Annotated in this window: 18 protein-coding genes; 12 read left to right on the forward strand and 6 right to left on the reverse strand. The window is 72.1% G+C overall.

Annotated features, from left to right (window positions below; translation table 11 throughout):
• The first annotated feature begins 80 nt into the window (after positions 1-80).
• On the forward strand, positions 81-1679 hold the full coding sequence (locus ACWC9R_RS06680) for an acyl-CoA mutase large subunit family protein (RefSeq protein ID WP_450729291.1): 1599 nt from the start codon (positions 81-83) through the stop codon (positions 1677-1679).
• Between the two features lie 74 nt (positions 1680-1753).
• Complete coding sequence (locus ACWC9R_RS06685; protein WP_362604427.1) at positions 1754-1966, forward strand: hypothetical protein; 213 nt, start codon at positions 1754-1756, stop codon at positions 1964-1966.
• A 63-nt stretch (positions 1967-2029) separates the two neighbouring features.
• Here the strand turns inward: ACWC9R_RS06685 and ACWC9R_RS06690 are convergent, their stop codons facing one another.
• Positions 2030-2731, reverse strand: a complete 702-nt coding sequence (locus ACWC9R_RS06690) for a FadR/GntR family transcriptional regulator (RefSeq protein WP_450729292.1) — start codon at positions 2729-2731, stop codon at positions 2030-2032.
• A 143-nt stretch (positions 2732-2874) separates the two neighbouring features.
• On the opposite strand from ACWC9R_RS06690, the gene ACWC9R_RS06695 reads away from it, so the two are divergent.
• Together ACWC9R_RS06695 and ACWC9R_RS06700 are read left to right on the forward strand one after the other, a co-directional pair.
• Positions 2875-3393, forward strand: coding sequence for a gluconokinase (locus ACWC9R_RS06695; protein ID WP_362604424.1), 519 nt, complete (start codon positions 2875-2877; stop codon positions 3391-3393).
• An 81-nt stretch (positions 3394-3474) separates the two neighbouring features.
• On the forward strand, positions 3475-4872 hold the full coding sequence (locus ACWC9R_RS06700) for a GntT/GntP/DsdX family permease (protein WP_450729293.1): 1398 nt from the start codon (positions 3475-3477) through the stop codon (positions 4870-4872).
• Between the two features lie 74 nt (positions 4873-4946).
• Here ACWC9R_RS06700 and ACWC9R_RS06705 read toward each other — a convergent pair whose 3' ends face one another.
• Positions 4947-5909 carry a hypothetical protein gene (locus tag ACWC9R_RS06705; RefSeq protein ID WP_450729294.1) on the reverse strand — a complete coding sequence of 321 codons (963 nt, stop codon included), beginning with the start codon at positions 5907-5909 and terminating at the stop codon, positions 4947-4949.
• 302 nt (positions 5910-6211) lie between these two features.
• Between ACWC9R_RS06705 and ACWC9R_RS06710 the strand changes: the two genes are divergently transcribed.
• Positions 6212-6616, forward strand: a complete 405-nt coding sequence (locus ACWC9R_RS06710; RefSeq protein WP_450729295.1) for a hypothetical protein — start codon at positions 6212-6214, stop codon at positions 6614-6616.
• Between the two features lie 54 nt (positions 6617-6670).
• Here ACWC9R_RS06710 and ACWC9R_RS06715 read toward each other — a convergent pair whose 3' ends face one another.
• Positions 6671-8233 (reverse strand): FAD-dependent monooxygenase, encoded by a 1563-nt coding sequence (locus ACWC9R_RS06715; RefSeq protein WP_450729296.1) that lies wholly within the window; start codon positions 8231-8233, stop codon positions 6671-6673.
• 38 nt (positions 8234-8271) lie between these two features.
• On the opposite strand from ACWC9R_RS06715, the gene ACWC9R_RS06720 reads away from it, so the two are divergent.
• Complete coding sequence (locus ACWC9R_RS06720) at positions 8272-8949, forward strand: TetR/AcrR family transcriptional regulator C-terminal domain-containing protein (RefSeq protein WP_450729297.1); 678 nt, start codon at positions 8272-8274, stop codon at positions 8947-8949.
• Between the two features lie 12 nt (positions 8950-8961).
• On the opposite strand, the gene ACWC9R_RS06725 is transcribed toward ACWC9R_RS06720, so the two are convergent.
• Genes ACWC9R_RS06725 through ACWC9R_RS06735 form a run of 3 tightly spaced genes read right to left on the reverse strand, consistent with a single transcriptional unit; the run spans position 8962 to position 12445 of the window.
• Positions 8962-10116 (reverse strand): acyltransferase family protein, encoded by a 1155-nt coding sequence (locus ACWC9R_RS06725; protein ID WP_450729298.1) that lies wholly within the window; start codon positions 10114-10116, stop codon positions 8962-8964.
• Complete coding sequence (locus ACWC9R_RS06730; protein WP_450729299.1) at positions 10113-11468, reverse strand: alpha-2,8-polysialyltransferase family protein; 1356 nt, start codon at positions 11466-11468, stop codon at positions 10113-10115. The genes ACWC9R_RS06725 and ACWC9R_RS06730 overlap by 4 nt, the downstream gene beginning before the upstream one ends.
• Positions 11468-12445 carry a glycosyltransferase family 2 protein gene (locus tag ACWC9R_RS06735; protein WP_450729300.1) on the reverse strand — a complete coding sequence of 326 codons (978 nt, stop codon included), beginning with the start codon at positions 12443-12445 and terminating at the stop codon, positions 11468-11470. The genes ACWC9R_RS06730 and ACWC9R_RS06735 overlap by 1 nt, the downstream gene beginning before the upstream one ends.
• A gap of 187 nt (positions 12446-12632) precedes the next feature.
• Here ACWC9R_RS06735 and ACWC9R_RS06740 point away from each other — a divergent pair, with 187 nt between their 5' ends.
• The 6 genes from ACWC9R_RS06740 to ACWC9R_RS06765 all read left to right on the forward strand — a co-directional run bounded on the left by ACWC9R_RS06740 (position 12633) and on the right by ACWC9R_RS06765 (position 20150).
• The gene (locus ACWC9R_RS06740) at positions 12633-13952 is read left to right on the forward strand and encodes a DUF6716 putative glycosyltransferase (protein ID WP_450729301.1); all 1320 of its coding nucleotides are present in this window, start codon (positions 12633-12635) and stop codon (positions 13950-13952) included.
• A 32-nt stretch (positions 13953-13984) separates the two neighbouring features.
• Entirely contained in the window at positions 13985-15208 is a 1224-nt protein-coding gene (locus ACWC9R_RS06745) for a cytidylyltransferase domain-containing protein (protein ID WP_450729302.1), read from the forward strand.
• A gap of 55 nt (positions 15209-15263) precedes the next feature.
• Positions 15264-16190 (forward strand): N-acetylneuraminate synthase family protein, encoded by a 927-nt coding sequence (locus ACWC9R_RS06750; RefSeq protein ID WP_362604401.1) that lies wholly within the window; start codon positions 15264-15266, stop codon positions 16188-16190.
• Between the two features lie 26 nt (positions 16191-16216).
• The gene (locus ACWC9R_RS06755) at positions 16217-17428 is read left to right on the forward strand and encodes a hypothetical protein (protein ID WP_450729303.1); all 1212 of its coding nucleotides are present in this window, start codon (positions 16217-16219) and stop codon (positions 17426-17428) included.
• Between the two features lie 151 nt (positions 17429-17579).
• Positions 17580-18839 (forward strand): amidohydrolase, encoded by a 1260-nt coding sequence (locus ACWC9R_RS06760; RefSeq protein ID WP_450729329.1) that lies wholly within the window; start codon positions 17580-17582, stop codon positions 18837-18839.
• A 279-nt stretch (positions 18840-19118) separates the two neighbouring features.
• The gene (locus tag ACWC9R_RS06765) at positions 19119-20150 is read left to right on the forward strand and encodes a BMP family lipoprotein (RefSeq protein WP_450729304.1); all 1032 of its coding nucleotides are present in this window, start codon (positions 19119-19121) and stop codon (positions 20148-20150) included.
• Positions 20151-20312: the final 162 nt, after the last annotated feature.

A 20312-nucleotide genomic window follows, 5' to 3' on the forward strand; every position in this document is an offset into this window, starting at 1 on the left:
CGCGGCGGCGAACCTGCGGGCATGCTGTGAGCAAGGCGTAAACCTGGACGAACCGGTCACCCGGTGGGAGGCGTACACCCATGGCACCCGAGGCGGGCAGTGTGCGGTACAACGAGAGCGGGCTGCCCATCGAGCCGGTGTACGGGCCGGCGGCGCTGGCCGGCTGGGACCCCGAGCGCAGGCTCGGCGCGCCCGGCGACTACCCCTTCACCCGGGGGGTGTACCCCTCGATGTACACCGGGCGGCCCTGGACGATGCGGCAGTACGCCGGCTTCGGTACCGCGCGCGAGTCCAACGCCCGCTACCGGCAGCTGATCGCCCACGGCACGACGGGCCTGTCCGTCGCCTTCGACCTGCCGACCCAGATGGGCCACGACTCGGACACCCCGATCGCCTCCGGCGAGGTCGGCAAGGTCGGGGTGGCCATCGACTCCGTCGAGGACATGCGGGTGCTGTTCGGCGGCATCCCGCTGGACCAGGTGTCGACGTCGATGACGATCAACGCCCCCGCGGCGCTGCTGCTGCTCCTCTACCAACTGGTGGGGGAGGAGCAGGGGGTGGCGGCCGGTCAGCTGAACGGGACCATCCAGAACGACGTCCTCAAGGAGTACATCGCGCGCGGCACCTATATCTTCCCGCCGCAGCCGTCGCTGCGGCTGACCGCGGACATCTTCCAGTACTGCCGCGCGGAGATCCCCCGGTGGAACACCATCTCCATCTCCGGCTACCACATGGCCGAGGCGGGCGCCTCCCCCGCGCAGGAGATCGCCTTCACCCTCGCCAACGGCATCGCCTACGTCCGTACCGCCGTCGCCGCCGGGATGGACGTGGACGACTTCGCGCCCCGGCTGTCGTTCTTCTTCGTCTCGCGCACCACGCTGCTCGAAGAGGTCGCCAAGTTCCGTGCCGCGCGCCGGATCTGGGCCCGGGTGATGCGGGAGGAGTTCGGCGCGAGGAACCCCAGGTCGATGATGCTGCGGTTCCACACCCAGACCGCGGGGGTGCAGCTCACCGCCCAGCAGCCGGAGGTGAACCTCGCCCGGGTCACCGTCCAGGGGCTCGCCGCCGTCCTCGGCGGCACCCAGTCGCTGCACACCAACTCCTTCGACGAGGCCATCGCGCTGCCCACGGACAAGTCGGCCCGGCTCGCGCTGCGGACCCAGCAGGTGCTCGCGTACGAGACCGATGTGACCGCCACCGTCGACCCGTTCGCCGGGTCCTACGCCGTCGAGTCGATGACGGACGAGGTGGAGGAGGCGGCCGTGGCGCTGATGGGGCGGGTCGAGGACCTGGGCGGTGCGGTGGCCGCCATCGAGCGGGGCTTCCAGAAGGACGAGATCGAGCGCAACGCCTACCGCATCGCGCAGGAGACGGATGCCGGCGAACGGATCGTGGTCGGCGTCAACCGCTTCCAGCTCGACGAGGAGGAACCCTACGAACCGCTGCGGGTCGACCCCGCCATCGAGGCCCAGCAGGCCGAACGGCTCGCCACCCTGCGGGCCCGCCGCAACCGGCGCACGGTCTCCGGGGCCCTCGACGACCTGCGCAAGGCCGCCGAGGGCACGGACAACGTGCTCTATCCGCTGCGCGAGGCACTGCGCGCGCGGGCGACGGTGGGCGAGGCGTGCGAGGCGCTGCGGGAGGTGTGGGGGACGTATGTGCCGACGGACGCGTTCTGAGGGCGCGGTGGGGGCCGGTGTCCACGGGGACGGCGGCTGGTGACCGGCGGGCGGGGCTGAGCGACACTGGTGTCATGTCGTCACCCCGCCGCACGTGCCCCGTCTGCACCCGAGAGATCGCCGTTGTCGGCGGCCGCTTCGCCCGTCATGACCCGCCCGGCCGGCGGACGGTGCTGGAACTGATCTCCTGCCCGGGGTCGCGCAGGATGGCGCCGATGATGGCGCCGGCGGAGAAGCTGTTCGACCCGGAGGAGCCGCCGTTCCCCGGGCAGCAGCCGTTGTTCTGAGCCGCGGAGCCGCCGGGCGTACGGGCGGTGGCGGAGCCGGTGCGGTGCGGTTCCGGCGCGCGACTACGGTGCCAGGACGTCCAGTTCGGCCAGCGCCCCGGCGGTGATCTCGCGGGTCAGGGACTCCGCCCGTGCCGCGTCGCCGGTGCGTACCGCCTCCGCGACCTGCACATGGAGGGTGACCGCTGCCGGGTCGGGGTCGGTGAACATCACCTGGTGCTGGGTGCGGCCGGTCAGGACGGCGGCGACCACATCGCCGAGCCGGGCGAACATCTCGTTGCCCGAGGCGGTCAGCACCACCCGGTGGAAGGCCGTGTCGTGGACGAGATAGGCGTCGAGCTGCTGGCCGCGTGAGGTGGCGACCATGCCCATCGCCTCCTCGGTGAGGCGGGCGCACTGTTCGGGGGTGGCGTGCTGGGCGGCCAGGCCCGCGGCGACCGGTTCGACGGCCGAGCGCAGCACGGTCAGCGAGCGCAGCTGCCGGGGGCGGTCCCGGCCGGCCAGCCGCCAGCCGATGACCCGCGGGTCGTAGACGTTCCACTCCTCGGTGGGGCGGACGGTCACCCCCACCCGGCGCCGGGAGGCGACCAGCCGCATGGATTCCAGGACCCGGATCGCCTCGCGGATGACCGTGCGCGAGACGTCGAAGCGCTGCTCCAGTTCGTCCGTGCGCAGGACCGTGCCCGGAGGGTAGTCGCCCGCGGTGATCGCGGGTCCCAGGGACTCCAGCACGCGGGCGTGCAGCCCCTTCCCCTCGTTTTCCATGGGCCAAGCCTACGTTCCCGCACCCCGGGCAATTAAGTATGACGTTTGCATCACAGGCTCTTGAATACGTCGTACCTAATGGGTTTCAGTGGGGGCCGCGCGCTACGGCGTACGAGGTCGAGGAAGACAGCGAGGTACACGGGATGAGCACCCCCGACGTGATCGTCGTGATGGGCGTGGCCGGCACCGGCAAGACCACGATCGGCCCGCTGGTGGCCGCCGCACTGGGCGTCCCGTACGCCGAGGGCGACGACTTCCATCCGCCGGCCAACATCACCAAGATGTCGGCGGGCATCCCGCTGGACGACGACGACCGCGGCCCCTGGCTCGACGCCATAGGGGCCTGGGCGGGCGAGCGGGCCGGGCACGGCGGGGTGGTCAGCAGCTCCGCGCTCAAGCGCGCCTACCGCGACCGGCTGCGGGCCGCCGCCCCCGGCCTCGTCTTCCTCCACCTCACCGGCGAACGCGCGCTGATCGAGGAGCGGATGGCCGAGCGCAGGGGCCACTTCATGCCGGCCGCGCTGCTGGACTCCCAGTTCGCCACGCTCGAACCGCTCGGGCCCGGCGAGGCCGGCGTCGCCGTCGATGTCTCCGGCACCCCGGAGGAGATCGCCGGGCGGGCCGTGGCCGCACTCCGCACCCGGGAAGCGGCGGCCGGCTAGCCCGGACCGGCGCCCCTCCGCACCCCACCCCCCACAGGTAACGCAGCACCCTTCCCCCTCCGTTCAACCTAGGGAATCGCCGTGACACATCTCAGCGTCGAGATGCTCGCAGCGGACGCGGCCGAGCCGATCACCACGGCCGGTCACGCGCAGCTGGGCATCGCCGTCCTGGCCGGCATAGCCGTCATCGTCCTGCTCATCACCCAGTTCAAGCTGCACGCCTTCCTGTCGCTGATCATCGGCTCACTGGTGCTCGGCGCGGTGGCCGGCGCACCGCTCGACAAGACGATCACCAGCTTCTCGGCGGGCCTGGGCACGACCGTGGCGGGCACCGGCGTGCTGATCGCGCTCGGCGCCGTCCTCGGGCGGCTGCTCGCCGACTCCGGCGGCGCGGACCAGATCGTCGACACGATCCTGGCGAAGGCGGGCCGGCGGGCGATGCCCTGGGCGATGGTGCTGATCGCCGGGATCGTCGGGCTGCCGATCTTCTTCGAGGTCGGCATCGTGCTGCTGATCCCGGTGGTGCTGCTGGTCGCCAAGCGCGGCAACTTCTCGCTGATGCGGATCGGCATCCCGGCCCTGGCCGGACTGTCCGTCATGCACGGGCTGATACCCCCGCACCCCGGGCCGCTCGCGGCGATCGACGCGGTCGGCGCGAACCTCGGCGTCACGCTCGCACTCGGGGTGGTCGTCGCGATCCCGACCGCGATCATCGCCGGGCCGCTCTTCTCCCGCTACGCGGCCCGCTGGGTCGACATCCAGCCGCCGGAGAACCTGATCCCCGAGCGCACCTCCGACGATCTGAAGAAGCGGCCCGGCTTCGGGATCACCGTGGCCACCGTGCTGCTGCCGGTCGTGATGATGCTGGCCAAGGCGCTGGTGGACATCGTCGTCGACAATCCCGAGCACACCGTCCAGAGGGTCTTCGACGTCATCGGCTCGCCGCTGATCGCGCTGCTCACCGCCGTCGTCGTCGCGATGTTCACGCTCGGCCGGGCGGCCGGGTTCAGCCGGGGCCGGATCGCCACCACCGTCGAGAAGTCGCTCGGCCCGATCGCCGGGGTGCTGCTGATCGTCGGTGCGGGCGGCGGCTTCAAGCAGACGCTGGTGGACGCCGGCGTCGGCCAGATGATCCTGGAGGTCTCCCAGGGCTGGAACCTCTCCACCCTGCTGCTGGCCTGGCTGATCGCGGTCACCATCCGGCTCGCCACCGGCTCCGCCACCGTCGCCACCATCTCCGCCGCCGGACTGGTCGCCCCGCTCGCCGCGGAGATGACCACCCCGCACGCCGCACTGCTGGTGCTGGCCATCGGCGCCGGTTCGCTGTTCTTCAGCCATGTCAACGACGCCGGGTTCTGGCTGGTCAAGGAGTACTTCGGGATGGACGTCGGCCAGACACTGAAGACCTGGTCGGTGATGGAGACGCTGATCTCGGTGGTCGGGATCGTCTGTGTGCTGCTGCTGTCACTGGTCGTCTAGCGACGGGCTCTTGGGGGATCTCGCCGGGCTCTCGTGCTCCGGTCGCTCCGGCACCTCGCGGCGTGATCCCCCTCTTACGCCGGTGTGAAGGCGTCGAGGTCATCGGCGTACGCGCGGATATGGGCGTCCCGGTGGGCGCGGGCGGCGGCGGCCACGGGGGCGAACGCCGGGTATCCGTGCGGGTGTTCCTCCAGCAGGGCCACGGCGGCGAGGGCACCGCACTCCGCGGTGTCCTCGTCTTCCGACCGGGTCAACCGCAGGCAGATCTCCGCCGCGCGGGCCGGGTCGGCCATGGCGATGAGCGTCTCTGCCAGCGGGTTGTCCGACCAGCGCCACTGTTCGCCGTCGATGACATCGCCGTTGAGCACATCGCCGTGCTCCCAGGCCTCGGCGACGGCGGTGGTCACCTCGGTGGTCCACGGCAGTCCGGCTCGGGCGATGCCCCACGCCGCGGCGGCGCGCACGGCGGGCGTGTGACGGGACGCCAGCGCGCCGGAGAGCCACGCGGCACGGCCGGCGACGTCGTGCCGGGCGACGCCACCGGTCATGACCGCCGCGATGAGCGGGTCCGGTTCGCTGAGGGCGCGCTCGCGCAGCGCGGGAACGGCGAGCTCCTCGTGCCCGGTGCGCAGCCCGGTCACGTAGGCCATGCGGTGCCGCACTTCACGGACCGGGTCGGCGAGGAGGGACAGCAGGCGGGGTGTCGCCCGCGCATGGGCCGCACGGACCTCGTGGTGCACGGCCTCGGTCTCGGCGATGCCGATGGTGATGCCGAGCAGCAGGTCAGCGAGGGTTGCCCGGCCAGGTGCCGTGGGGTCGAGCAGGAGGTCCACGAGAACGGGGTACGCCTTGGCCGACCCCGCGTAGACGCTTCCCTGGTGGACCAGACAGCTGTGGAGGACGTGAACGGCCCGCTCGGCGCGGTCCGGGGCCTCACCGCAGGCCTCGCGAAGCCACTTGAGGGTGTCCGCTCCGTCGCCGTAGGCGTGTTCCGCCCCGGTCCAGTCGGTGTCGCCCAGTGCGATCCGTGCCCGCATCGTTGCTCTCGTCCTCCGAGGTGTGCGCACTGTCGTGCCATCGGGTGCCAAGGCTAGGGGTGTCCTGCGGACATTGCTCAGGAGAGTGCCGGCTCGCCGACGCGCTGGTCGCCGCTCGTCTCTCCGGTCGGTCGGAATCCGTGCCTTCAGGGCGATCGCGGCGTCGAGGAGGCGCGGCCCAACCCCGTGGTGATGCGCCGCGTTGGCGCTGCGCGTGGATGGTGGGCGTTGTTACGGTCGGCAGGTTGCGTTCTCCACAAGTACGCGTGGAGAACTACCGGCATACAGGGGGATGAAGCGGCATGGGCAAGGCGTTCCGCGGTCGGCAGATGGCTCAAGGGCGCGGCGTGAGCGGGTACGAACCGAGGCGTGTGTATCCGTCGGCGGCACTGATGATGCTTCTGGGGATCGGTGGCCTTTTCGGGACGGCGGCGTTCGCGGTCAACGGGCATCTTGCGCCTGCGAACGCCCTCATGCTGATCTCGCTCGCGCTGTTCGGGGGAGGTCCGGTCCGCAACCGCCGCAGGCGACAGCGTGACTGGTTCCACCGGACGTTCCGTACGTACGAGAACTTCCGCGCAGAGGTCATCGACGAGGTGCGCCGAGTGCGGCAGGAGAAGGGCGAGGCGGCGATCGTGCGGCATCTGAGGAGCGGCTACCCGCACCTCCCGGTGCCGGTGATCACGCGGCTGATCAAAGAGCGCTGACCGGGACCCGCCGGCGAGGACCGCGGGCCGGCCCGCCGGGCCGGCCCGCGGTGTTCACCCGGCTGCCTGCACCGTGACCGCGCCGAGGTACGTCCCTAGGGCCTCGGCCACCCGGGCCGTGGCGTCCTCCGGCGGGGCGGCCAGGGCGAGGTAGCCGTCGGGGCGGATGAGGAGGGCGGCGGGGGCGCTGCCGTAGGCGTCGCGGACATGGCCGTCGGTGTCGAGGAGGTCGGGGGCCGGGCCGCCGACGCGGACGATGCGCAGCAGGGCCGGATCGGCCGGCAGTGCGGCGGTGTCGAGGTCGGTCGCTCCGAGGATGAGCAGGGTGAAGTGCGGGCCGCGGAAGGCGTCGAAGAGCCGGGTGGGCCGGCCGTCGGCGGTGGTGCAGGGGGCGTCGGGCGCCCGGTCGCCCGCGCGGGGCACGCCCTCGGCGGTCTCGGGGCGCAGCTCCCGGGACAGGGGGCTGTCGGGGTAGCCGATGTCGAGCTGGTGCAGATCGCGGCCGCGGCGGAGCGAGCCGGAGCGGTGCAGCCGGGAACTGGTGTCGAGGATGCGCTCGGCGATCGGCCGGCGCTCGGTCTCGTAGCTGTCGAGGAGGGCGGCGGGGGCGCCGTACCGCAGCACCTGGCCGAGCTTCCAGCCGAGGTTGTAGGCGTCCTGGACGCTGGTGTTGAGGCCCTGGCCGCCCGCCGGGGAGTGGATGTGCGCGGCGTCGCCGGCCAGGAAGACCCTGCCCTCCCGGAAGGTGTCGGCCAGGCCCGCCTTGGGGCGGTAGAGGGAGGCCCACAGGACCTCGCGGATCTGCCCGGGGGCGAGGTGGGTGTGGGCCGCGAGCAGGGCGCGGACCGACTCGGGCGAGGTGTCCGTGGAGTTGGCGGCGATCATGGTCTGGAAGGAGTCGGTGCCGGCGAGCGGGAGGAGGGAGACGAACCGCTGGTCCGGCAGGACCCAGCGGTGCCAGTGGTCCCGGTCCAGGCCGTCCACCCGGACGTCGGCGAGCACCGCGGCGCCCGGCGGCAGCGACGGGCCGCCCATCGCGATGCCCAGCGCCCGGCGGACGGTGCTGCGCCCGCCGTCGGCGGCGACCAGATAGGCGGCGCGCACGTCGCGCTCCTGCCCGTCGGCGCCGCGCAGACGGGCCGTCACCCCCGCGGAGTCCTGGGTGAACGCGGTGAGTTCGGTGCCCAGGAGCACACGGCCGCCCAGCTCCCGGAGCCTTCCGTGCAGCGCTTCCTGGGTGTGGAACTGCGGCACCATCAGGGCGTTGGAGTACGGCACGGCGGGGGTCGGGTCGGTCTCCTCGATCATCACGGCGGTCTCGGTGATCCGGCCGTTCTCCCAGAGAGCGGTGTGCGGGTAGCTGCCGCCGCCGGCCTGTACGGCCGCCAGCGCACCGAGGTCGTCGAAGACCTCCTGGGTGCGCGGCTGCACACCGGTGCCGCGGGCGCCGGGCGAGAGGCGGTCCTGCCGCTCGACGAGCAGGGGGCGCAGTCCGCGGCGGGTGAGGTCGATGGCGAGGGCGAGGCCGGTCGGGCCCGCGCCGGCGATCAGGACGTCGACGGTCGTGAGGAGGTCGTCCGTAACACCCGCGGCGTCCTTAACGTTGTTAAGTTCCATGGTTGTGAGGGTGCGCTTAACGGTGTTAAGTTGTCAACATGGTTTCGCGCATCGACCGGCAGCAGATCGTCGACACGGCCCTGCGGGTGCTGAACGAGGTGGGCCTCGACGGGCTGACCCTGCGGCGTATCGCCAAGGAGCTCAACGTCCAGGCCCCCGCGCTGTATTGGCACTTCAAGAACAAGCAGGAGCTGCTGGACGAGATGGCCACCGCGATGTTCCGGCGGATGGCCACGCAGCTGACGGGGGAGGGGGACGCGGCGCGCGGTGCCGGCCGGAGCTGGCAGGACACCCTCCGCGAGGGCTGCCGCGGCCTGCGCCGCGAACTCCTCGGCTACCGCGACGGCGGCAAGGTCTTCAGCGGTACCCGCATGACCGACGACAGCTACGCCGGCCCGCTCGAAGGCCTCCTCGCCCAGCTCACCGGGGAGGGGTTCACCCTGCGGCAGGCGGCGCAGGCCTGGTGGACGGTCTACAACTTCACCGTCGGCCTGGTCATCGAGGAGCAGTCGGTGCACCCGGACCCCGGTGCGCCGGAGCACCGCGACCCCGCCTACGACACACGCCTGCGCGCGGAGAAGATCGGCAGCGGCTATCCGCTCGCGGTGCGGGCCGGGGTGGAGATGTTCGGCGACATCGACCGGAACTTCGAGGCCGGGCTGCGCCTCATCATCGCCGGGATAGAGGCCACCGCCGGCCCGGACGTGCGGAGTTGAGCCGGACGGCCGTCAGCGGCGCGGATCGATCGCCCGCTTCAGCACGGGCGTGAGCGGGCGCTCTATACCGCGGTGCAGCACCCACGCGAGCAGCAGCATCAGCCCCACGGTCAGCGGCAGCGTCGCGTACGAGGGCAGCCCGGCGCCGTGGTGCAGCGCCCGCACCACGACCCAGCCCAGATGCTCGTGCACGAGGTAGAAGGGGTAGGTCAGCGCGCCCGCGACGGTCAGCCAGCGCCAGTTCGCCCACCGCAGCTTGCCCAGGGCGACCGCCGCGACCAGCACGAAGCCGAGGGTGACGACGGCGATGATGCCCGCCGACGAGCGGTAGGAGAAGCCGTCGGCCGACGGCGCGTGCCACAGCCTGGCGACCGCGTAATGCTGCCCGATCAGCCAGCTGACCAGCACTATCGCCCAGGCGACCGGGTCGCGGGAGCCATAGCGGTGCAGCAGGTACAGTCCGATGCCGCCGATGAAGAACGGGGCGTACTCGGGCATCAGGACGGTGTCGAGGAGCGGCTCGTGCACCGCCTGGGCGACGGCAGCGGCCAGCGTCCAGCCCGCGCAGAAGAGCACCACGCGGCCGCGGGTGGCGCCGGGCAGGACGACGCAGAGCGCGAAGAGCGCGTAGAAGCGCATCTCCGCCCACAGCGTCCAGCAGACCCCCAGCACCCGGTCCACGCCCAACGGCTGCTGCAGCATGGTCAGATTGGTCAGTACGTCGCTCGGCGACAGCGCCTTGTAGGCGACCCAGGGGAGCGCGAAGACCGCGGTGACCAAGAGGATCGCGACCCAGTACGCCGGATAGAGGCGGGAGACCCGCGAGGCGACGAAGGCCCGCAGGCTGCGGCCCCAGCCGCTCAGACAGATCACGAAGCCGCTGATCACGAAGAAGATCTGGACGCCCAGACAGCCGTACGCGAACAGCGGTGCCGCGGTGGGGAACTGATCGGCGGGCGAACCGCCCCAGGCCTGCGCTATCTCGCCGTCACGCCCCCCGAAGTGGTACGCGGCGACCATCAGGGCGGCGAGCAGCCGCAGCCCGTCGAGGGCGCGCAGCCGCGAAGCACCGGCGCGGCTGCGCCCCCGTATTTCCGGCTGCGGAGCGGGAGTGACGAGATCCGGTGCGGCGGGCGGCGCACCGGTCGTCAGCTGGGTGGCGGTCATCCGAACGCGGCCCGCTTCTTCAGCCGCCGCTGCACGGCACGCGCCCGGCGCGCGACCCGGCGGACCGTGGCGTTGCGCGGAATGAACGACAGCTGCGACGGGATCGCCCCGGGCAGCGCCAGCGCGGTCAGCCGGCGGCGCTTGAAGTAGCGCCGGGTGTACGGGTCGAGGTGCGCCGCGAGATAGCGCTCGGCGGACGGCCGCAGCTGCGGATAGATCTGGTGCTGCATCGCATAGCCGACCGCGGCGACCAGGCCCTCGACGCCGTCGGCTGCGGCATGGGCGCGGGGGCGCTCGCTGAGGTCCCCCAGGTCGGGCACGAGCGCGTCCACGAGGGTGACCGGCATCCGGTTGCTGTTCTGGTACGGCGTCAGCCGCTCCAGCAGCAGCCCGGTGCCGGTCCGCGCCGTCGGCAGCCCGTAGAAGGTGGCCGCCGTCAGCAGCGCGGTGGAGAAGCAGCCGACGACCAGCGCGGGCCGCATCCGCTGGTAGAGCACCTCGGCCAGCACCGGGGTGTCCAGCACGGTCAGCGCGATGTGCAGCTTCTCGGCCTCCCGCTCCAGCAGCCGCGACCAGCGGGCCGGGGCGGACGGGTGCGGCTTGAAGACGATCTCGCGGTGGCCGCGCTCGACGGCGCCGCGCACCATCCGCACATGCAGCTCCTCCTCCTCCTCGGGAGTGAGGATGCCCAGCGCGGAGAGGTACTGGCCGAGCAGCAGCGCACCGCCCTCCGGGACCGCCACCTCGCCACTGGCGTCGGAGAGTTCGGACAGCACCTTGGTGAACGCCTCGGTCGGCACGGTCTGCGACGGGACGTCGAACTCGGTGAGCAGCAGCGGCGTCAGCCCCGGCACCAGGTCCAGGTGCAGCAGCCGGCTGATCCGGGTGCCGACCAGCGGGTCGAGCTTGTTGCGGGTGGGGCCGTAGCTCATCAGGCCGTCGGCGTAGACCTCGACCGGCGCGTCGGGGAACAGCTGCGCCAGCGCCAGCGCCGGGTTGACCTGGATGGACTCCACGACCAGCTCGACGCGGTCATCGCCCAGGCCCCACAGCAGCCGCAGATGCCGCTCCCACAGCGGGACGTCGTCCGGGCGCGGCGACCAGCCGCCGGGGTGGAACGGGCTGATCGTCTCGTTCCACGACAGCACCCGGTCGAAGCGGCCGCGCAGCCGCTCGAAGCCGGGCATGGTGTCCAGCGGCGCGGCGGTCTCCGGATTCGTCGCGTTGTTGCTGATCAGCAGCAGCCGGCGCTCGGCCGGGGCGAAGCAGTCGGAGTCCAGCGCGGCGGCGAGCGTGGCCGCGCCGTAGAGCGTGGACGCCAGGAAGATCTGGGTACGGGGTCGGGTGGACATCAGGCGGCGACCTCCGCCGGGGACGGGCGACGGCGCAGCCGCCGCAGCCGGGACGCACGCTGCACATCCATCGAATCCAGGGCTTCCTTCAGTACGTCCTGCGGCATGCGTTTCATGGCCGCGGCGCTCATCGTTCGCAATTTACGGGCGACCTGCGGTTCGAACCGTTCGATCGAACCGAGGTGGTGGGAAATGATCGCGCAATACGTGCGCACCGCTTTCGGCAGCAGAAGTTCGGCATCGCGGTCCTGCGCCGTTTCCTCGATCACCTGATCGAAGGCGCGAATGAAGTCCAATTGCCGCACATCACCGATCTGGGTCAGGGAAGAGGCCACCCCGCGCCGGTAGAAAACTCCGAGGAGTCCGACCACCGCCATGGACTTCGCCTCGCGGTGCAGCCGCCAGATCCACGGGCGGTCCTCCGCGGTGCGCAGCCCGTCCCGGAAATGCAGCACCCCCTCGTCCAGCAGCCGCCGGTGGTACATCCCGGCCCAGGCGTACGCGTAGTCGACCGAGGTGGAGCGGTCGGCGGGCAGGATCACCTCGCGCGGGTCCATCACCACCCCGCGCCGGCCGTGCGGGACCCGGTGCACGGTGCGCGCGCGGTTGGTGCACTGGACATGGTCGGTGCGGACGAAGTCGCACCCCAACTCCTCCATCATGGAGAGCAGTTGGGGGTAATAGCCGGGGGCGATCCAGTCGTCGCCGTCCAGGAAGGTGACGTATTCGCCGCGGGCCTCGTCCAGGCCGGTGTTGCGGGCGGTGGCCAGGCCGCCGTTCCGGGCGTGCCGCAGCAGTCTGGCGCCCGGCAGCTCGCGCTCGGCGCGCGCGAGGATCTCCGGGGTCTCGTCGCGCGAACAGTCGTCGACGAGCAGGAATTCAAAATCCTCGCGTGCATTGGCCGCCAGGCTTTTCAGGGTGTCGGGCGCGTATGTCTGCACGTTGTAGAACGGCACGATGACGGAGAGCTTAACCACCCTCATGACGCTAGGTGCGCAGACGGCATTCGTCTTTACCGGGTGCGGACCTCAAGGTGAACGAAGAATGGCGGGATGGTTAACCAGGCCGCTTATCGGGCCGGTTCGCCATTCGTCGACCCGCTGTTAACCCTTTGTTGCGGCCCAGTTGGCCCGTCCAACGGAATGCCTTCCTAGCGTCTTGGACGTGCCATCACGTACCTACTCTTCGCCGCGGGTCGCCGTACTCGCCGACTCGGACACCCGGTGGAAATGGGGCGCTTTGACAGCGTACCGAATCCAATCGGACATCCGGCTCGACGGCTACCTCCTCCGCGGCCGCGCCACTCCCACGGTCCGCCAGCTCGACGAGGTCGGCGCCCGTGCGGACTCGCTGCGCGAAATCAGGGGCGTGGACTTCGTCCGGTCCATCGACCGTACGCGCTACGACGTCGTCGTGCTGGCCTGCGTCGGCGGAGCGGTGCAGGCCATGCTGCACGGCCTCGCCCGCGCCTGGCGCACCGCGGAGACCCGCCCCGTCGTCGTCACCGGCTATGTCGGGGTCGTCTACGAGAAGCTCGCCGACGGGCTGCTGCTGCGGCACGGCGCGGATGTCGTCCTCGCCAACTCCCGGCACGACGCGGACCGGTTCCGCGAGGTGTACCGCGGGGTCGGCGCCGACGACGACAGCGTCGTCGAATGCGCCCTGCCGTTCCTCGGAGGCGCGCGCTACACCGGCGCGCACACCCCCTACACCGTGGTCTTCGCCGCCCAGCCCTCCGTCCCGGAGAGCCGCGCCGACCGCGGCTACCTGCTGCGCCGGGCCGTCGAGCACGCCCGCCGGCACCCGGACCGGGAGGTGCTGATCAAGCTCCGCAGCAAGCCGGGCGAGCACACCACCCATATCGAGGAACTGCCCTACCAGAAGCTCGCCGCCAAGGCCCCCGGCGGACTGCCCGCCAACTGCCGCCTGGTGTACGGCAACATGGGCGAGGTCCTGGACCGCACCGACCTGCTGGTGACGGTCAGCTCGACCGCCGCCCTGGAGTCGCTGCACCGCGGCATCCCCACCGCCGTCCTCACCGACCTCGGCATCCGCGAGATCCTCGGCAACCACCACTTCCTCGGCTCCGGCTGCCTGGCCTCCTGGGACGAGCTGGACGCCGGACACCGCCCGGAGCCGGACCCCCGGTGGCTCGCCCGCCAGGGTGTCGCCGCTGACGGCGACTACGAGCAGGCCTTCGACGTGGCCCGCGCCCGGGTCACCGCACTGCGCACCGCCGACCGGCTGCCGCCGCTCACCCCGTACTACACAGCCCGCACCGCCCCCGGCTACCTCCCCGGCCTCCTCGCCCGGCACGGCCTGGACCCGCACGGTGAGCCGGTCGCCGGCCACGCGGACGCCCCCGAGGAGACCGGCGGACTGCGCCGGGTCGCCCGCGAGACGGTCCGCGAGGCCGCCCGCGGCGCCTATCGCCACGGCGTCCAGCGCGTGGCCCCCGCCATCCGCCGCTGGGGGCAGCTGTGACCACCCCGGCCAGCTCCCGGAAGGAGCCCGACATGCCGCCGAACCCGCAGAGCCCGCCGACCGTGGTGGCCGTCATCCCCGCCCGCGGCGGATCGAAGGGCGTGCCCGCCAAGAACCTCGCCGCCGTCGGGGGCGTGCCCCTGGTCGCCCGCGCGATCCGGGAATGCCGCGCCGCCCGCCTGGTCACCGACGTCGTGGTCTCCACCGACGACGCCGGGATAGCCGCGGCCGCCCGCGGCGCCGGAGCCGTGGTCGTCCGCCGCCCCGGGGACATCGCCGGTGACACCGCCACCAGCGAGGCCGCCGTGCTGCACGCCCTGGACGCCTACGAGGCCGAGCAGGGCACCGCCGTCGACGCGGTGCTGCTGGTCCAGTGCACCAGCCCGTTCCTGGTCCGCGAGGACATCGACGGGGTGGCCGCCGCGGTCGTCGAGGACGGCGCCGACAGCGCGCTGACCGTCGCCCCCTTCCACGGCTTCGTCTGGCGCGACGCCGAGCCGGAGGTCGGCGGGGACGGCACCGCGGCCGACGGCGGCCACGGCGTCAACCACGACAAGTCCTTCCGGCCGCGCCGCCAGGACCGCCCCCAGGACCTGCTGGAGACCGGCGCCGCCTACGCCATGGACGCGGCCGGCTTCCGCACCAGCGGCCACCGCTTCTTCGGCCGCACCGAACTCGTCCGCACCGACCCGGCCCGGGTACTGGAGGTCGACGACCCGCACGACCTGGCCCGCGCCCGCGCGCTGGCGCCGCTGCTGGACGCCCCGCGCCCCGGTGCGCTGCCCACCCTCGACGACATCGACGCCGTCGTCCTCGACTTCGACGGCACCCAGACCGACGACCGGGTGCTGATCGACGCCGACGGACGGGAGATCGTCGCGGTCCACCGCGGCGACGGCCTCGGCATCGCCGCGCTGCGCAAGGCGGAGCTGAAGCTGCTGATCCTGTCCTCGGAGACCAACCCGGTCGTCGCCGCACGGGCCCGCAAGCTCCAGGTGCCCGTCCTGCACGGCATCGACCGCAAGGACCTCGCCCTCAAGCAGTGGTGCGAGGAAGCGGGCATCGACCCCGAGCGCGTCCTCTACGTCGGCAACGACGTCAACGACCTCCCGTGCTTCGACCTCGTCGGCTGGCCCGTGGCGGTCGCCGGGGCGCACGACGTGGTGCGCGGCGCGGCCCGCGCGCTCACCGCGACGCCCGGAGGCAGCGGCGCGATCCGAGAGATCGCCGGCTGGCTCCTGGGCCCGTCCCTGTAACCCACCCAGACCCCACCCCCACACACCCCCTTATCAACGCGAAGGAACCCTCCCCATGAGCAGCAACTCCCGCCTCCGCACCCTCGGCTCCCGCGAGGCCGGTCCTGGCCGCCCCGTCTACGTCACCGGCGAGATCGGCATCAACCACAACGGCGACCTGGAGAACGCGTTCGCGCTGATCGACGCCGCCGCCGACGCCGGCTGCGACGCGGTGAAGTTCCAGAAGCGGACCCCGGAGATCTGCACCCCGCGCGACCAGTGGGACATCGAGCGCGACACCCCCTGGGGCCGGATGACCTACATCGACTACCGCCACCGCGTGGAGTTCGACGAGGACGGCTACCGCGCCATCGACGAGTACTGCAAGAAGCGCGGCATCGCCTGGTTCGCCTCCCCGTGGGACGTCGAGTCCGTCGCCTTCCTGGAGAAGTTCGACGTGCCCTGCTACAAGGTCGCCTCCGCCTCGCTCACCGACGACGACCTGCTGCGCGCCATGCGCGCCACCGGCCGCACCGTGATCCTCTCCACGGGCATGTCCACCCCGAAGCAGATCCGGCACGCCGTCGAGGTCCTGGGCAGCGAGAACATCCTGCTCTGCCACGCCACCAGCACCTACCCGGCCAAGGCCGAGGAGCTCAACCTGCGCATGATCAACACCCTGCAGGAGGAGTACCCCAACGTCCCGATCGGCTACAGCGGCCACGAGACCGGCCTGCAGACCACCCTCGCCGCGGTCGCCCTCGGCGCCACCTTCGTCGAGCGCCACATCACCCTCGACCGCGCCATGTGGGGCTCCGACCAGGCCGCCTCCGTCGAGCCCGGCGGCCTGTCCCGCCTGGTCCGCGACATCCGCACCATCGAGGAGTCCCTCGGTGACGGCGTCAAGAAGGTCTACGAGAGCGAGCTCGGCCCGATGAAGAAGCTGCGCCGGGTCGCCGGTGTCGTCGCCGAGACCGAGGCCGCCGAGCCGGCCGCCGTCTGAGCACCACCGACGAACCGACGGGAGCCATGGTGAGCTCACCTGAAGGGACCCGCGCCGTGCCCGGCACGCCCGGCGCCGAGGTTCCGCCCCCGGAGACGACGGGTTCTCCCGCCCGTCGTCTCCGGGGGGTGCCGACACAGCGCCACCGGACCGCACCCTCCGGTACGCCGGGTGCGGCCGCCCGGGGCACCGGCACCCTCGCGTTCGTCGAGAGCCCGGTGCAGCTGCTGAACGTCCTGGAATGGGCGCACACGGCCCAGGCCACCGAGCTCACCGTCGTCGTGCTCTCCCCGCACGACCCGATGACCCGCGGCCAGCTGCGGCGGATGGCCGAACTCGCCCGCGACGAGGGCCACACGGTGCGCTGGGAGGAGGCCCGCGGCGGCCCGACCGCGCCGATGCGCACCATCGGCGGCCTCACCCCGCTGCTGCGCCGCGCCCGCCGCGTCGTCATCGGCGACCCGTTCTCCCGCTACGTCCAGCTGCTGCTGAGCCTCACCAAGGCACGCGACCTGGTGGTGGTCGACGACGGCACCGCCACCATGGAGTTCATCTCCCAACTCGCCCGCGGCGAACGGCTGGTGCGCTGGCACCGCAACGGCACCGGCCGCGGCGCGCGGGACCTGGTCTTCGCGCCGTTCTCGGCCACCGCCCGCCGCCGGCTCACCCCGGCCCCCGAGGGCGGCCGCCGCACCGTCGGCCTGTTCAGCTCGATGCCCGTCGAGGCACCCCCGGGCGTCGAGGTCACCACCAACGAGTTCGCCTGGACCCGCGGCCGCTTCGGCCCGCCCCGGCTCACCCGCGCCGCCGACATCGTCGGCACCTCGCTGGTGGAGACCGGTGTCGTGGACGCCGACCGCTACCTGGCCGCGGTGCGCACCCTGGCCCGTACGCACGGCGCCACCCGCTACTTCGCGCACCGCAAGGAGAGCACCGAGAAGCTGCGCCGCCTCGTGGCCGAGACCGGCCTGGAGATCGTCCGGCCCGACCTGCCGCTCGAACTGATCGCCCGGCGCGGCCCCATCGGACGGCTGATCGTCAGCTTCCCCTCCACCGTCGTGCACACCCTGCCGCTGGCGCTGCAGGGCACGGAGGTCAAGGTCGCGGTCTGCGACATCGATCCGGAGTGGCTGACCGCCAACGCCTCGCCGCGGGCCCAGGGTTTCCTCGACGGGGTCACCGGCACCGCCCGCGACGTGCAGCGACTGCCGTTCACCGAGCGGATGGCCGCCGGATGACGTTGCGCGGGAAGCCTTACTGCATACCCGTCGCATAAACCGTCCATGCGCCGAGCGGCCTAGATTCTCTTCCCCTAACGGGCTGAACTTTTGTTGATCGAAGGACAGTTGCCCCCTGGCGGCCCGTAACCTTCCAGGGGTGAACCACGTGATGTCCCGAGAGGTCAGCGCCGCCCGTACCCCCGCCGGGGACCAGCTCCCCGGCGCCCTTCCCGAGGCGCTGCGCACCGAACTCAGCGCCTTCCGCCGCGACTTGCACCGGCATCCGGAACTGGGCAACCAGGAGTTCCGGACCACCGCGGCGGTCAAGGAGCGGCTGGAGCGGGCCGGTCTGCGCCCGCGGGTACTGGCCACCGGCACCGGCCTGGTCTGTGACATCGGCACCCGGGACGCCACCGCTGACGGACGGGCCGTCGCGGCCGCCCCCGACCGCCCCCTGCTGGCGCTGCGCGCCGACCTCGACGCCCTGCCCATCCCGGACACCAAGACCGTCGACTACGCCTCGACGGTCGCCGGCCGCGCCCACGCCTGCGGCCACGACGTGCACACCGCCGTCGTCCTCGGCGCCGGCCTGGTGCTGGCCGAGCTGGCCCGCGCCGGCGCCCTGCCGCGCCCCGTGCGGCTGCTCTTCCAGCCCGCCGAGGAGGTGCTGCCCGGCGGCGCCCCCGACGCGATCGAGTCCGGCGCCCTGGACGGCGTCGGCCGGATCGTCGCCGTGCACTGCGACCCGCGCGTCGACGCCGGCCGGATCGGGCTCCGTACGGGAGCGATCACCTCGGCCTGCGACCGGCTGGAGGTCGAGCTGGACGGCCCCGGCGGCCACACCGCCCGCCCGCACCTGACGACCGACCTGGTCACCGCCGCGTCCCGGGTCGCGCTGGACGTGCCGGCGCTGCTCGCCCGCCGGGTCGACGCCCGCGCCGGCCTCGCCGTCACCTGGGGCCGGCTGGCCTCCGGCCACGCCTGCAACGTCATCCCGCAGCACGCCGAACTCTCCGGCACCGTCCGCTGTCTCGATCTCGACGCCTGGCGGCAGGCCCCGGACCTGGTGCACACGGCGATCGACGAGGTGGCCGCGCTGCACGGGGCGAAGCCGCAGATCACCTACGTCCGCGGGGTGCCGCCGGTGGTCAACGAGCCGGTCACGGTCCAGCTGCTGCACTCCGCGATGGCCGCCCGGCGCGGTGAGGGCGCCATCGAGGACACCGAGCAGTCCCTCGGCGGCGAGGACTTCTCCTGGTACCTCGAACACGTCCCCGGCGCCATGGCCCGCCTCGGCGTCCACCCGCCCGCCGACCCCACACACCGCGACCTGCACCGCGGCGACTTCGACGTGGACGAGCTGGCGATCAAGGTGGGCGTCGAGCTGTTCACCGGCGCGGCACTCCTCGACGGGGACCTGCCGGACTGAGCACGGGGTGCCCCCGGGCGGCGCTCCGCCGTCCCGACCCGGTCCGTCCTCATATGGCCGCCGCAAATCGCGGTTACCGCCCGTAAGATCCGCATTTCGGCCCGTTCCGGCAGCTTGCCGGGACGGGCCGTGCATATCGCCCTGCCGTGTTACGTCCCGGTGCCCTACGCCTCGAATCGATAACGTCCACGCAGTGGAGGGTTTTGCGCCAGGTCTACGCGCGTTAATCTCCCGACAAGCCAGCGCCAATGGGGGCGCTTAGAGCGAAGGGAAGGCCCCGTGCGTCGGGTCATCAGGATTGCCGCCGCGGCCACCGCCACCGCGGGCCTCGCGCTCACCGCCACCGCGTGCGGTCAGAGCTTTGCCGAGGCCAACCGCGCCAAACACGCGGGGGTCGGGCTGGCCTTCGACATCGGCGGCCGGGACGACCACTCGTTCAACGAAGCGGCCGCCCGCGGTGCGGAGAACGCGCACAAGAAGCTGGGCGTCAACGTCAAGATGCTCACCGCCAAGAACGGCGAGACCGAGGCGGACCGCGAGCAGCGGCTCAGCTCCTTCGCCGAGGCCGGCTACAACCCGGTCATCGGCGTCGGCTTCGCCTACAGCCAGTCCGTGCAGAACGTGGCCAAGGACTTCCCCGACACCACCTTCGGTGTCGTGGACGCCGTGCCGCAGGGCAAGAACGTCGACGCGATGGTCTTCGCCGAGCACGAGGGCTCGTATCTGGCGGGCGTCGCGGCCGCGCTGAAGAGCAAGAGCCACAAGGTGGGCTTCATCGGCGGCGTGAACAACGCGCTGATCCAGAAGTTCCAGGCCGGCTTCGAGCAGGGGGTCCGCGACACCGACCCGAAGGCCAAGGTCACCTCGCAGTACCTGTACCCCAACAACGACAAGGGGTTCAACGACCCGGCCGCCGCCAAGGCCAAGGCCGACGGCATGCTCGACAACGGCACCGACGTGATCTACACGGCGGCCGGGCAGTCGGGCGCGGGCACCATCGAGGCGGTCAGCAAGGTCAAGGGCGCCTGGGCGATCGGCGTGGACTCGGACCAGTACCAGCAGCCGGGCCTGGCCCGCTACAAGGACCGGATTCTCACCTCGGTCGTGAAGAACGTCGATGTGGCGGTCTTCGACCTGATCAAGAGCGTCGAGGACAAGAAGCCGCTGACCGGCATCCACGCCTACGACACCAAGCACAAGGGTGTCTCGCTCGCGACCTCGGGCGGCTTCATCAAGGACATCCAGCCGCAGATCGACGCGGCCCGGAAGAAGATCATCGAGGGCAAGGTGAAGGTCAAGGAGACGCCGTAGCCCGGGACCACCGCCGCCCCGGGGCGCCGCAGCGCCGGACCCCGCGGGCGTGCTCCACGTCCCCCCTCGGACCTTCCGGTCCCTGACGTTCCGTCCTTTCCGCTCCTTCATCCCTGAGGGGAGTGCGCCATCAACGCAGCATCCACGAGCAGCGGCCCCGCC

Source organism: Streptomyces sp. NPDC001219, assembly GCF_053597915.1.

Excerpts from the sequence above, each read along its gene's own strand:
- ACWC9R_RS06680 (WP_450729291.1), top strand. The coding sequence starts at position 81 with ATGGCACCCGAGGCGGGCAGTGTGCGGTACAACGAGAGCGGGCTGCCC.
- ACWC9R_RS06685 (WP_362604427.1), top strand. The coding sequence starts at position 1,754 with ATGTCGTCACCCCGCCGCACGTGCCCCGTCTGCACCCGAGAGATCGCC.
- ACWC9R_RS06690 (WP_450729292.1), bottom strand. The coding sequence starts at position 2,731 with ATGGAAAACGAGGGGAAGGGGCTGCACGCCCGCGTGCTGGAGTCCCTG.
- ACWC9R_RS06695 (WP_362604424.1), top strand. The coding sequence starts at position 2,875 with ATGAGCACCCCCGACGTGATCGTCGTGATGGGCGTGGCCGGCACCGGC.
- ACWC9R_RS06705 (WP_450729294.1), bottom strand. The coding sequence starts at position 5,909 with ATGCGGGCACGGATCGCACTGGGCGACACCGACTGGACCGGGGCGGAA.
- ACWC9R_RS06710 (WP_450729295.1), top strand. The coding sequence starts at position 6,212 with ATGGGCAAGGCGTTCCGCGGTCGGCAGATGGCTCAAGGGCGCGGCGTG.
- ACWC9R_RS06715 (WP_450729296.1), bottom strand. The coding sequence starts at position 8,233 with ATGGAACTTAACAACGTTAAGGACGCCGCGGGTGTTACGGACGACCTC.
- ACWC9R_RS06720 (WP_450729297.1), top strand. The coding sequence starts at position 8,272 with ATGGTTTCGCGCATCGACCGGCAGCAGATCGTCGACACGGCCCTGCGG.
- ACWC9R_RS06725 (WP_450729298.1), bottom strand. The coding sequence starts at position 10,116 with ATGACCGCCACCCAGCTGACGACCGGTGCGCCGCCCGCCGCACCGGAT.
- ACWC9R_RS06730 (WP_450729299.1), bottom strand. The coding sequence starts at position 11,468 with ATGTCCACCCGACCCCGTACCCAGATCTTCCTGGCGTCCACGCTCTAC.
- ACWC9R_RS06745 (WP_450729302.1), top strand. The coding sequence starts at position 13,985 with ATGCCGCCGAACCCGCAGAGCCCGCCGACCGTGGTGGCCGTCATCCCC.
- ACWC9R_RS06750 (WP_362604401.1), top strand. The coding sequence starts at position 15,264 with ATGAGCAGCAACTCCCGCCTCCGCACCCTCGGCTCCCGCGAGGCCGGT.
- ACWC9R_RS06755 (WP_450729303.1), top strand. The coding sequence starts at position 16,217 with ATGGTGAGCTCACCTGAAGGGACCCGCGCCGTGCCCGGCACGCCCGGC.
- ACWC9R_RS06760 (WP_450729329.1), top strand. The coding sequence starts at position 17,580 with ATGTCCCGAGAGGTCAGCGCCGCCCGTACCCCCGCCGGGGACCAGCTC.